Raw genomic sequence first — 12231 nt, forward strand, 5'->3', positions numbered from 1 at the left:
TCATGTACGGCAGTCGACCTTCGAAACCAAGCCGAGCCTGCCCCACGGCTATGCCCTTCCGCCTGGGAATCTCAAGATCCCCGACAGAGTCGCTCAATGAGGGTGGTCAAGGAGATGAGTGGGCGGCCTACGTCGTGCTCGATACGTACAACGAAGACGTACCACGGGACCGCCTACGGCGCGCGAGCCCTATGGCGACGGAGGTGCCGTAGTAGGAGTAAGGACCTGCCGGGGAGGCCGGGAAAGCCGGACCGCAGGGCAAAGGGCACCAGGTGATTGAGATGTCCAGCGAAGGGAGGCATGCGTAATGCAGAGCGCCGAAGCGGTGCTGGACGTCATCCGTAAGAAGGCATTCCCAAACCGGACGTAGTGTCAAGTCTTCCCAGGTCAGGGGCAGGTTGCTCGTCGTTTAGGCATGCTCGGGCCGTCGGTTCAGGCTGGGGTATGGAGGTGGCGGATGCCGTCGGTGATCGCGGTGTTGGAGGAGCGTGAACGGCTTGCGCTTGTGCGGGCCGAGGAACTGCGGGCGGAGCTGGAGCGGGTCCAAGTGGCGGTGGCGGCTGCGGAGGAGGCCGCGCGTCGTGTGGTGATCGCTCGTGAGGAGCTCGTTGACGCGTTGGCGGAGACGACCGTTGAGGAGGTGTCGCCTCGGAGGGCGGTGGTGCCGGCCACCCGGAACGCTGGTGGGAAGGCGGACGTGGCGGGGTGGTGCGAGGGCTTGGAGGCAAAGGTTCTGCCCGAGGATTACGCCCGAATCGTGTCCCTGGTCCAGGAGGACGCCGGCCGGGGTGGTGACGGGCTGCGGGCGCGTGGGCTGCGGGAGGGCCTGGGCTGGGAGGCGAGTGATGCCCGTGAGCAGGCGGCTCGGTGGCGTGCGAAGCGGCTGGTGGAGCGGGGGTGGCTGACCGAGGTGCGGGCGGGGTTGTTCAGGCCGCGGCCGGGGTGGCCGGGCTGAGGCGGCAGGATGTCGGGGCGCCGCCTCGGGCGAGGCGGCGGGTGGCGGTGATGCTCGCTGCCCACCAGGTCAGGGCCTGGGCGCTGTCGGTGCGGGTTTCGTAGTCGCGGGCCAGGCGGCGGGAGCGGATCAGCCAGGCGAAGGTCCGTTCCACACACCAGCGGCGTGGGAGCACGGTGAAGCCCGTGGTGTCGTCGGAGCGTTTGACGACGGTCAGGGCGAGGGCGAGTGCGGCGTGGGCAAAGGAGACGAGCCAGCCGGTGTAGCCGCTGTCGGCCCAGACCAGCCGGATGTGGCGGTGCCGTTCGCGCAGGGCCTTCAGCAGGTCGCGTCCGGCGTCGCGGTCGCTGACCGAGGCCGCCGTCACGATGACGGTCAGCAGGAAGCCGAGGGTGTCGGTGGCGATGTGCCGCTTGCGTGTGTGTCCTGAACGCGAAAGGGAGTTGGAGGTAGCGAACTTCAAATAGCGGTGCTGTGCGGGAGATGAAGGTTTGGCCCTTCGGAGTCGCCCTGCGGGGGGAGGCTTCAAACCGCCTCATGCTGCGTTGGCTGAAGACCGTCGTGGTGAGCGATGGGGAAAAGGCGTCGTGAGAGGCGTCAGGTGGGGACTGGGAAGACGAACGCAAGTGAATCGCTGCTGACGTGTCGAAATGGCAACAGATGACATCGAAACCGGGGAGTACGCAAATCCCCGGGATGAGCCTGGCGGGTGCCCGTCTATTGGCCAGGCGGTGTCCGGCATGGAGGCGACGTGAGCCCGGTCTGCCGCTCTCGCATGGAACAGGAGAAGGCAGGGCCCGATACTCCCCGCCGGAATGGTGGGGGAGCCCTCTCTGTCAGCCTTGGGTGAGACGCCCCACTTCGTCGGGTTAGCCTGAGAGGGCACGACAGGAGAACCACCCCCTCATGACCAGCACCAACCCCGCCGAGTCCGATCCGGCCCCCAGGCCGAAGCGCCGTTCCTTCAGTCCCGAGTACAAGCTGCGGATCGTGGCCGAGTACGACGCCGCGCCCAAGAACGAGAAGGGCGCGATCCTGCGCCGCGAGCGCCTGTACCACTCGCACGTCAAGGAATGGCGGGCCGCGCGGGATGCCGGAGCCTTGGAGAAACTGGTCGACAAGCGCACCAGTCCGGCCCGGCCGAAAAAGTCCGCCGCAGAGGCGGAGAACGAGAAGCTGCGCCGCCAGGTGGAACGGCTGGAGAAGGAACTGGCCCGGAACAAGGCCGCGTTGGAGGTCATGGGAAAAGCTTCCGCGCTCTTGGAAATGATCTCCGAGGGCGCGGACTGAGAGCCGCCGCCGACCCGGTGGTCGACGACACGTTCGCCGACATCGAGGGCAAGCTGGGCATCACCGCGGCCTGCCAGCTGACCGGTCGCTCCCGGGCCACCCACTACCGCCGGCTCCGTCCCTCGCCACCGCGCAGACCCCGCTCACCGCAGGTCCAGCCCTCGGCCCTGACGGCCGAGGAACGGGCTGCGGTACTGGAGCTGATGAACAGCGTCGAGTACGCCGAGCTGCCGCCCGCGCAAATCTGGGCCCGCGAGCTGGATGCCGGGCGCTATCACTGCTCCATCTCCACGATGTACCGGATCCTGCGCGAAAAGGGGCAGTCTGGGGACCGCCGCCGCCAGGCCACCCACCCGGCGAAGACGGTGCCCGAGCTGGTGGCCACCGCGCCGTCGCAGGTGTTCACCTGGGACATCACCAAGGCAGCCGGACCGGTCAAGGGCGCCTGGTATCACGCCTATGTCATCATCGACATCTTCAGCCGCTACATCGTCGGCCACACCGTCGAGCGGGCCGAATCAGCGGCGCGGGCCGAGGAATTGATCCGCGAGACCATCGCCCGCAACGGCATCGTGCCCCACACCGTGCACGCCGACCGCGGCACCTCGATGACCGCCAAGAAGGTCTCGCAGTTGCTGATCGACCTCGGCGTCACACGGTCGCACTCGCGGCCGAAGACCTCCAACGACAACCCCTACAGCGAAGCCCACTTCAAGACCACGAAGTACATGTCCGACTACCCCGAACGGTTCGATTCGCTGGCCCATGCCCGCGAGTGGTTCGACGCGTTCATCGCGTACTACAACCACGAACACCGGCATTCGGGCATCGGCTGGCACACGCCCGCCAGCGTGCACTTCGGCACCGCCGAGGAGGTCCGCGACCAGCGAGCCGTCACCCTCGCCGACGCATACGCCCGCCACCCCGAACGCTTCGGCCGCCGCCCCCGACCACCCCAGATACCCCAGCGGGCATGGATCAACGACCCGGCCAAGCGTAGGGAACCCGCACCACAAACCTCATAGCGTCACGACCGTCTCACTGGACTTGAAATCTTCCGATCAGTTCGGCGGTCGTGGTGGTAGCGGGCAGAGCGACGTGCCGGGACTGGATGCCTGCCTTCGCGCACCGCGCTCGTTTCATGCGGACGTACGTGGCCGACGCGGGATCCTCTCCCACCAGCACCGTCGCCAGACAGGGGCTGGTCCCCGTGTGTCGTGAGATCTCCGCCGCCTTGGCAGCGGCCTCGTCGACGATGCGTTTGGCAAGGCTGGTGCCGTCCATGAGTTGGGCCGTCTGAGTCGGGGACATCGTTACCTTCCAGGCGTTGCTGACCACTCGCCCAGGCGCACGGCATCGACGTCTCGTCAGACCGCTCCCCGGTGGTGCTCCACCTCAGCGCCAGTCACGGCCCGTACTGAACTCTAGTAGACCCGCCACTCAATCTTCGATGAGAAAGCTCAACCTTCACTGCGAGAGGTCATCGGAATCCGAAGACCGTCGGGCCTTGACAGGCTTGCAACATCATCAAACTGCTACAGTTTTCTGTCGCGAGCACAACAACCCCTACGTGCGCAAGAGGCTCGGCGGCAGAGGAGGCAGGATCATGCGACGCCTGACGGTGTTCTTCCAGGGGGTCCTCACGCTCGGCGTCGTCATCATGATGCTGGTCAGCGGCCTGATGGTCGTTTCCCGCGGTGTGAGCGTCGAGCTGGCCCAGTCGCTTGGCCTGCTCGCCCTCTTCCTCGGTCTGCTCCTGGTCACCGAGCGCCGGATGACCGGGCGCTGGTTCAGGTGGTCGGGCCGCTAGCCGGCCGCAGCCGGGACGCGGCGGCCGTCCACCGGGGGAGCAACTGCGCCTGGGCCTGCCCGCGCATGGGCATCTGTGAAGCCCCGCCCATGCCCGGGCGGGGCTTCACCAGTCCGGCAGTTTCGTACGAGAGGAGCGCCCGGCTCGCAGCCGCCGTACGGCACCTCCGGCGCGGAATGAGCTCCGCCCTCCGGGGAGCAACTGGCCTCGGCCCCCGGGCCTTCACCCACCGCATCGACGTCAGGGGCGCCGCGGACGAGGACGCGAAGACAGGCGACTTCATGCCCGGCGGTTGCGGGGTTGAGGTTGCGGCTACCGAGTCACCCGAGGATGGCCCGATCGATGTGCCGGTGCTCAGTCTCGACGCCGTAGCCGACGGCCCGGAGCCGAGCGGCGAGCTCCTCGGCCACGACCACCGACTCGATGCCGGCCACCGCCGCACAGCACATGTATGTCCACGCGTCCCGGTCAGACAGAGCCAAGAGCGCCAAGGCACGCCCGAAGCTACGCTCGATGAGCCGGTCGGCACCCGGAGTCGCCAGGACGTAGTCGCGTACGTGAGGGTCGAGGCCGTCGGCGCGCAGCATCCGCTCCCGGACCGCGGGTCCTCCGGAGGGTTGCGCAGCGACCGGGCATCGACGCGGAGTGCGCTGCCGAGCGGTGCGTCGTGGTGGCCGTCGCCGTAGCTGGTGATGACGGTCCAGATCAGGGCAGGGCCTTCGCGCCTGGACCGACCCGGAGATCCTCGTCGTCGCGCACGCCGGATACGACGCACCGCGTTTCGCTCTCCTCTTGAGGACCTGCCGGTGCGGTTACTGGCCGGGATACCCCCGGACCGTGTTCTGCTCCGGCCTGTCCCACTCCTCGGCGCCGCGGTGCGCCGGCCGGCGTCAGCGCCTGGGTGACATCCGGCGTCGAGGTGCTTGCGGGACGGCTGTGTTGTCCGGCAAGGCCCCGGTACGTAACGGCCGTGCGGCCCGCTGCACGAGGAGGCAGCGGGCCGCACGGTGCGGTTCGCTCGCACCGGGGCGCCGGTGGCACCCCGCACGGGGCGGTGCCGGACGCCTGCCGGTGGGGTCCGGCGGGGGGCTCAGGCGGTGGCGACCTGGTCCTTCAGGCGCATCCGCTCGCCCAGGAATCCGCCGAGGGCGGTGATCAGGGACAGGACCATCAGCAGCAGGGCAGCCGGCCACGAGGCCCCGCCGCCGGCCGCCAGAAGCGCGGTCGCCAGGAACGGCAGGAAGCCCGTGAGTGCGCCGGCGAGGTTGTAGGACAGCGCTACGCCGGTGTAGCGCAGCTGTGCCGGGAACAGGTCGGCGAGCAGCGCCCCGGACACCGCGTAGGCGATGGAGAGCACGGCGACGCCGACCGTCATGGCCAGCACGACCACGAGGGGATTCTTGGTCTCGACCAGCCAGAAGAGCGGGAAGGCGAAGCCGGCGCTGAACAGGCCGCCCCACAGCGTGACCCGGCCGGGGCCGAGGCGGTCCGCCATGCGTCCCACGACGATGATCACCCCGATTTCGACGGCTGCCGCCACCAGCGTTCCATTGACCATGAGGGACCGCGGCAGTCCCAGGGTGTCGGTGCCATAGCTGATCATGAACGTGGTCAGCATGTAGAACCCGCCGACTCCCAGGGTCGCCGAGGCCATCGCGACCAGCAGCCGGCCCCAGGCCTTGCGGAATATGTCGAGCGCCGGAACCTTGGCCTGCTCGTTCTGCTCCATCATCTCGTCGAAGAGCGGCGACTCCTCCACCTTGCGGCGGATGTAGACGGCGATGCCCATCAGCGGGAAGGCGAGCAGGAACGGCAGGCGCCAGCCCCAGGAGTCGAAGGACTCGGACGGCAGGAGAAGTACCAGGGAGAAGGCGCCGGAGGAGAGCAGGGTGCCCACCGGGGAGCCGACCTGGGGGAGCGCGGCGTACCAACCGCGCTTCTCCGGCGGTGCGTGCTCCACGGCCAGGGTGACTGCGCCGCCCCACTCTCCACCGACGGCGATGCCCTGGACCAGGCGCAGGAGCACCAGCAGCACCGGCGCGGCGATGCCGATGGCGGCGTAGCCCGGCAGCAGACCGATCAGACCGGTGGCCGCACCGATCATCATCACGGTGATCAGCAGAGCCGGCTTCCTGCCCATGCGGTCGCCCAGCCATCCGAAGACGAGGGCGCCGATCGGACGGGCGGCGAATCCGACACCAAAGGTCGCGAAAGCCGCCAGGGTGGCCGCTGTGGGGTTGAGGGTGGTGAAGTACAGCCGGTTGAAAACGATGGCGGAGGCGGTGCCGAAGAGGAAGTAGTCGTACCACTCCAGTGCCGTGCCGACGAAGGACGCGAAGGCGACCCGCCCGGCGTCCTTGCCGGTCGCTGCGGCCGATGTACCCGGCGGAGCCCCTGGGGCGACCTGACCGACTGTGCTCATGCGTGACTCCTTGTGTGCGGCCGGGGGGATCCGGTCGTGGGGAGGGGACCGTCCGCTGCTGCGAAGTCCCCGAGTGCGTCGGCGCCGTGGACACACTCTCCGGCCACGAAGGTGGCCAGGACGTCGATGGCGCCAATCCGATCACTGTCGACACTGACAGGGTCATCGGAAAGAATGACAAAGTCGGCATATTTACCCGGCGTGATGCTGCCGCGACGGTCCTCGTCGTGGCTGGCCCATGCCGCATCGATGGTGTAGGCCCGCAGGGCCTGCTCCGCGCTCACCCGCTCGTCGGGGGCGAGCACGGTGCCCGCCCGGCTGAGGCGCTCGACCATGGACTGCATGCCGAGGAGGGGGGCGCCCGGGGCGACCGGCCGGTCGGAACTGCCCGGCACTCGGATCCCCCGGTCGAGGAAGGACCGGTGCCGGTACATCCACAGGGTGCGTTCGGGGCCGAGTCCCTCTGCCATGCTGTCGCCCACCTCGTACAGGAACCGCGCCTGCGGCACCGGGACCACGCCCAGCTCGGCATAGCGGTCCAGCTGGTCGGGGCGGACCACCCCGGAGTGCTCGATGCGGTGCCGCACGTCCGGGCGGGGCAGGAGGCGCTGCGCCTCGGCGAAGGCGTCGAGGGCGAGGTCGACGGCGCTGTCGCCGATGGCGTGCGCGGCCACCCGCCAGCCGGCCCGGTGAGCGTCGACGACGAGCCGGTGCATCTCCTCCGGGCTGTTCTGGTAGACGCCGCTCGCGTGGTCGTGCCCGCAGAACGGCTCGGAGACCGCGGCCGTGCGGCCGATCAGCGATCCGTCCAGCCAGATCTTCATCGGGCCCAGGCGCAGCCGGTCGTCGCCGAAGCCGGAGCGCAGGCCCAGGTCGATTCCGGTGGTGATGCCGTCGTCGGCGTGCGCGCGCAGGGCGTGCAGGTTGTCGGCGGCCACCATCAGCTCGACCCGGGTGCGCAGCGTGCCGCGTTCGCGGGCCAGCTGGTAGGCAGCGGCCTCGACGGGACTGCGGCCGATGAGGCCGAGCCCGATCCCGGCCTCCACCACGTGGGTCAGGCCCTCCGCGGCGTAGACCTCGCTCGCCCGGCCGAGGACGTCGGCCAGATCGGCCACCGGGTAGGGCATGACCAGGCCGGTGACCAGGGCCTGGGCCCGCTCCTGGAGCAGCCCGGTCGGGGTGCCGTCGCCGTCGCGCACCACGACCCCGCCCTCGGGGGCGTCCACGCTCCCGTCGAGGACGCCGGCCTGCCGCAGTACCTCGCTGCCGGCCACGCACATGTGCCCGGATCGGTGCTTGAGCCACACCGGCCGCCCGCCCGCTGCCCGGTCCAGTTCCGTGCGGTGCGGGTGCCCGCCCATGACCGTGTCGTCGTACCCGGAGCCCACGATCCAGGCGTCGGCCGGCAGGCCGGCCGCTCGGCGGGCGACGGCGTCGTAGACCTCGGACAGCGTGGTCGCCGTGCTCAGGTCGAGTTCGCCCAGGGACTGGCCGAACCAGGCCATGTGATTGTGGGCGTCGCCGAATCCGGGGACGACGACCGCGCCGCCGCAGTCGAGTACGGTGCGCGCGGGCAGGTCCTCGACCGTCTCGTCGAGGCCGACGACGCGCCCCGCCAGGACGCCGAGGGTGCGGGCGCGGGGGTGGCGGTCGTCCACTGTACGGATACGGGCGTTGCGAAGTTTGAGATCGAGCATGGAGCGGCTTTCGGGTGGGTGGGGGAGCGGTCCGGCCCGGTTCGGGCCGGGTGGCCGGGGCCGGTTCAGGCCAGGTTCTGCAGGCGGGTCAGCGGCAGGTCGGCGGCGTGGTGGATGTCGACCGGTCGGCCGTCGACGAGGACCGCGTCGGGCGTGGTGGGCACTTGCACCTTCGGCACGGCGGTGTTGGCGACCATGTCGCCGCGGGTCAGGCCGCGGCTGTTACGCAGGGCCGTATAGCGCACTCCCTTGGGGAGGGCATCGGCGGAGGCGCGGTCGTCCAGGCATGCCTGGGAGACGAATACCGTGGACAGTCGGCGCGGAGCCCCGCCCAGGCCGCCGAAGTAGGGCCTCATCACCCGCGGTTGGGTGAGCCGGGTGGAGCCGGAGCCCGATCCCGACAGTCCCCAGGCGACGAAGCCGGACTTGAGCACCAGCTCCGGCTGCGCGCCGAAAGTGGCGGGGCGCCACAGCACGACGTCGGCGATGCCGCCGGGCCGCAGGGAGCCGACGTCCGAGGCCATGCCGTGGGCGATCGCGGGGTTCAGCGTGATCTTGGCAAGGTAGCGCAGCACCCGCTCGTTGTTGACGAAGTCCGGACCGGTCTGCCCGGCCAGGTGGGCCTGGACGTGGGCGAGCTGCCAGGTACGGCGCGCGGTCTCGGCGATGCGGCCCATGCCCATGGAGTCGGAGTTGACGATGCTGATCGCGCCGAGGTCGTGCAGGGCGTTCTCGGCGGCGATGGCGTGCTCGCGCACCCGGCTCGCCGCGATGGACACGTCGCTCTCCACCCCGTGGTGGCCGCCGTGGACGGTCATCGTCATGGGCAGCAGCTCGGCGACGGTGGCCGGGGTAAGCGGCAGCGTCGGGGTGGTGGAGGAGGGCAGCACGTGCGGATGGGAGACGATCTCCAGCAGGTCGGGGTGGCCGCCACCGCCCTCGACGTGGTAGGCGTGCACGGTGCGTCCGCGGGTGGCCGAGAGCGTGTCGGCCAGGTAGCCGGACTCATTGAGGGTGTCGGTGTGCAGGGCGACCGGCAGGTCGGCCTCCTCCGCGACGCCCAGGCAGGTGTCGACGATGCGGGGCGTGGCCCCCCAGTCCTCGTGGATCTTGAAGCCGCCGGAGCCGGCGAGGACCGCACGCTCCAGCAGCTCCTGCGAGGAGGAGGAGCCGCGGGCGAGGAATGCCACGTTGACCGGGGCGTCGCGCCAGCCCTCGATGAGGCTGTGCAGGTTGTATGCGGGGTTGGCGCCGACGTCCCACACGCCGCCGATGCCCATGCCGACCATGGTGGTGACGCCGGCGGAGAGCGCCGCGGGCACCACCTCGGGGCTGGAGAGGTGGACGTGGGAGTCCACGACCCCGGCCGTGGCGAGGAGCCCCTGGCCGTTGATCATCGCGGTGTGGGAGTCGACCACGAGTTCGACGCCGTCGTTGTTCTCCGGGTTGCCGGCCCGCCCGGCGCCGACGATCCGGCCGTCCTTGATGCCGATGTTGGTCTTGCGGACGCCGATCAGCGGGTCCATGACGACCACGCCGAGGATCACCATGTCCAGCGCGCTCTCACGCGGGGCGCGGCCGGCCACGAGCAGGCCGTCGCGGGCGGTTTTGCCGCAGCCGCCGAGCATTTCCTCGCCGGGCTCGGTGTCGTCGGCCTCCACCCGCACCCACAGGTCGGTGTCGGCCAGCCGGATCCGGTCGCCGGCGGTCGGGCCGTACAGGGACGCGTACGCGCGCCGGGGCATCCGGCTCATCGGTTTCCTCCTCGTGCCACCACGGTGACGGTGCGGGTCGCGCCGGGCTCGAACCGGTCCGAGGTCCCGGCCGGGATGTCCAGCCGGTGGCCGCGGGCAGCCTCGCGGTCGAACTCCAGGGCGGTGTTCGCCTCCTCCAGCGGGAAGTGCGAGGAGACCCACACCGCGCGGGCGCCCCGGTTGGTGATCTCCAGCTCCTTGCGCGGGCGACCGGGGGCCAGGTCCGTCTCGCCGTCGGCGGCCAGCACGGCGCCGGGGTCGTTCGGCCCGGCCGGCCCGAACGGGTCGGCGACGTGGACCAGCGTGGAGCCGTGCGGGAAGAGCGCCTCCACCTGAATGCCGGGCACGGTCCCGGCGACTCCCGGCAGCAGCTGCTCGCGCGGGACGACGTCCCGGGCACGCTCGACGACGGTCTCCAGCGGCACGCCGTCCCAGGCCATCTCCAGGATCTCGTCGCACACCAGGGCGATGGCCTCGGTCGCACCGAGCAGGGCGCCGCGGGCCAGCCGCCGCCGTGCGAGCCCGGCGGCCGAGAACAGCGTCAGCCGTTCCTGTTCACGCGGCGTCAAGTGCATGGGCATTCCTCTAGAGATCGTGCACGGCCCGTTGGCCGCGTGGTGTGGCTGAAGCAGAATGCCCTGCTAGGAGGGCGTGAACAATGCCGAAACGCTCCGTGCTGGAGCAGTGATAATGGGCACATGCACAATCCGCCGGATCTTGACGGTCCCTTTCGCGCCCCTGCCGCCCGGCCCGGCGGCGACGGCGGCGCGTCGGTTCCCCCCGAACTGCGCGCCCTCGTGCGCGACTGCCTGGACCACCTGGACGAGCTGGTCGGGCGCTACGTCCGGGAGGTCTCCGCGTTCGACGACTACGAGGCCACGGTCCCGCCCGAGGACCTGCGCGAGGCCGCCCGGGCCTGCTTCGAACTGCTCCTGCGCCTGATCGGCGGCCTGCCGGTGCCCGAGGACCTGCGCGAGGTCCCGGAGCGGCTGGGCCGCCGCCGCGCCCACCAGGGCGTGCCCCTGGAGCGGCTCCTGCAGGCGGTGCGCATGGATTTCCGTGTGCTGTGGACCGCGTTCCTGGAACGCACTCGCCCGGAGGACATGCCGCAGCTGACGCGCGGGGCGGTGCGGGTGTGGGAAGCCGTGGAGTTCCACACCGTGCACGTGCACGCCGCCTACCTGGACCAGGTCGCCGTGCTGGCCCGCGAGCAGGAGCGCGAACAGGCCGCGCTCATGGGCAGGCTGCTGTCCTCGGACGGCCGCGACCAGCAGCTCGTCGCGCAGGCGGCCACCCTCCTCCAGGTGAACGCGCAGTCGGACTTCGCCGTGGCGGTGGCGCCGCCGGAGTCGCAGCAGGAGCTGCGCAGGGCCGTCACGGCACGGCTGACGGGCCAGTCCGCCCACCTGCAGCAGCACAACGGCATGCTGGTGCTCGTGGCCAGGCTGCCGCACGGGGCGGACGCGCCCCCGCCCGCCTGGCTGGACGGCGTGGCATGCGCGGTCGGCCCGGTGGCGCGCGGACTGGCCCGCGTCCCCGACACGGTGCGTGTGACCGAGGCGATTGCCACGACGATGGACGGTGGGACGGCGCAGGGCCCGGTGACCCTGGTCGAGGCCTGGATGCCCGTGGCCGCGGGGCGGCTGGGCCCGATCGCGGGGATGCTGGCCGACTCGGTGCTGTCCGGTCTGGACCGGCTGCCCCCGCACGAGCGCGAGCGCCTGCTGGACACCGTGGTCGCGTACTGCAGGTCCGGGTCGGTCGCGACGGTCACCCGCGAGCTGTACTGCCACCGCAACACGGTGCTCAACCGGCTGAGCCGGTTCAGCGAGCTGACCGGCCTCCACCCCACCAGGCCGACGGAGGCGGCCACCGTCCTGTTCGCCCTGCAGTGCGCCCGCAGCCGGACCGTGTGACCACCTGCGGGACGACCGTCCGCGGCGCGGGCCGTCCGTGGGGCCGCAAACCGGGTCGGGGCGGGTGCGACGAGCGATGGCGGTGCCGGATCCCGGCTCCCTTCAGCCGGGTGTGCCGGGCCGTCTCGCCGGCACCGCTTTCCCGGCCACGCCGCCCCCCACTCTGATGGAAGCCGCCGACCGTCTCGTACGGGTGTGGCGGGAGGCGGCGGAGATGACCGGGCCCGCTCCCTTCGGAGAGGGGCGGCCAGTGAGCGGACTGACATGCCGATCTGCCGGACCCCGATGAGGGACTCGACGAACCGGCTCGATGGCCCGCTCTGATCCGCACAGCGCCGGTGATGCACCGACACCGGCCCGCCGGTGGCCCGATGGGCTGTCACGTGT

The 12231-nt window shown here is 70.7% G+C and carries 11 protein-coding genes, 1 pseudogene and 1 riboswitch; of the genes and pseudogenes, 5 read left to right on the forward strand and 7 right to left on the reverse strand.

Annotated features, from left to right (window positions below):
• Positions 1-457: 457 nt before the first annotated feature.
• A complete protein-coding gene (locus tag ABD858_RS32055) occupies positions 458-955 on the forward strand; it encodes a hypothetical protein (protein ID WP_345044153.1) in 498 nt (165 codons plus the stop codon).
• On the opposite strand, the gene ABD858_RS32060 is transcribed toward ABD858_RS32055, so the two are convergent.
• Entirely contained in the window at positions 927-1418 is a 492-nt protein-coding gene (locus ABD858_RS32060) for a transposase (protein WP_345044156.1), read from the reverse strand. The genes ABD858_RS32055 and ABD858_RS32060 overlap by 29 nt on opposite strands.
• 443 nt (positions 1419-1861) lie before the next feature.
• Between ABD858_RS32060 and ABD858_RS32065 the strand changes: the two genes are divergently transcribed.
• Together ABD858_RS32065 and ABD858_RS32070 are read left to right on the forward strand one after the other, a co-directional pair.
• The gene (locus tag ABD858_RS32065; RefSeq protein ID WP_345034236.1) at positions 1862-2245 is read left to right on the forward strand and encodes a hypothetical protein; all 384 of its coding nucleotides are present in this window, start codon (positions 1862-1864) and stop codon (positions 2243-2245) included.
• Between the two features lie 17 nt (positions 2246-2262).
• Positions 2263-3270, forward strand: coding sequence for an IS3 family transposase (locus tag ABD858_RS32070; protein WP_345034235.1), 1008 nt, complete (start codon positions 2263-2265; stop codon positions 3268-3270).
• A 34-nt stretch (positions 3271-3304) separates the two neighbouring features.
• Here the strand turns inward: ABD858_RS32070 and ABD858_RS32075 are convergent.
• A pseudogene (locus tag ABD858_RS32075) lies at positions 3305-3556 on the reverse strand (tetrahydrofolate dehydrogenase/cyclohydrolase catalytic domain-containing protein); the annotation flags it as partial.
• 22 nt (positions 3557-3578) lie between these two features.
• Positions 3579-3664: riboswitch (ZMP/ZTP riboswitch) on the reverse strand.
• Between the two features lie 187 nt (positions 3665-3851).
• Here ABD858_RS32075 and ABD858_RS32080 point away from each other — a divergent pair.
• A complete protein-coding gene (locus tag ABD858_RS32080) occupies positions 3852-4055 on the forward strand; it encodes a hypothetical protein (protein ID WP_345034232.1) in 204 nt (67 codons plus the stop codon).
• A 320-nt stretch (positions 4056-4375) separates the two neighbouring features.
• Here the strand turns inward: ABD858_RS32080 and ABD858_RS32085 are convergent, their stop codons facing one another.
• From ABD858_RS32085 to ABD858_RS32105, 5 genes are all read right to left on the reverse strand, one after another.
• A complete protein-coding gene (locus ABD858_RS32085) occupies positions 4376-4642 on the reverse strand; it encodes a RapZ C-terminal domain-containing protein (RefSeq protein ID WP_345034231.1) in 267 nt (88 codons plus the stop codon).
• 503 nt (positions 4643-5145) lie between these two features.
• Entirely contained in the window at positions 5146-6477 is a 1332-nt protein-coding gene (locus ABD858_RS32090; RefSeq protein ID WP_345034230.1) for an MFS transporter, read from the reverse strand.
• Positions 6474-8174 carry an amidohydrolase gene (locus ABD858_RS32095; protein WP_345034229.1) on the reverse strand — a complete coding sequence of 567 codons (1701 nt, stop codon included), beginning with the start codon at positions 8172-8174 and terminating at the stop codon, positions 6474-6476. The genes ABD858_RS32090 and ABD858_RS32095 overlap by 4 nt, the downstream gene beginning before the upstream one ends.
• Before the next feature lie 65 nt (positions 8175-8239).
• Complete coding sequence (locus ABD858_RS32100) at positions 8240-9928, reverse strand: urease subunit alpha (protein WP_345034227.1); 1689 nt, start codon at positions 9926-9928, stop codon at positions 8240-8242.
• Positions 9925-10503: an urease subunit gamma gene (locus ABD858_RS32105; protein ID WP_345034226.1), complete on the reverse strand. Its 579-nt coding sequence runs from the start codon at positions 10501-10503 to the stop codon at positions 9925-9927. The genes ABD858_RS32100 and ABD858_RS32105 overlap by 4 nt, the downstream gene beginning before the upstream one ends.
• Positions 10504-10626: 123 nt before the next feature.
• Here ABD858_RS32105 and ABD858_RS32110 point away from each other — a divergent pair, with 123 nt between their 5' ends.
• Positions 10627-11844 carry a PucR family transcriptional regulator gene (locus ABD858_RS32110; RefSeq protein ID WP_345034225.1) on the forward strand — a complete coding sequence of 406 codons (1218 nt, stop codon included), beginning with the start codon at positions 10627-10629 and terminating at the stop codon, positions 11842-11844.
• Positions 11845-12231 lie beyond the last annotated feature (387 nt).

The organism is Streptomyces sannanensis, from assembly GCF_039536205.1.
GTDB classification, from domain to species: domain Bacteria; phylum Actinomycetota; class Actinomycetes; order Streptomycetales; family Streptomycetaceae; genus Streptomyces; species Streptomyces sannanensis.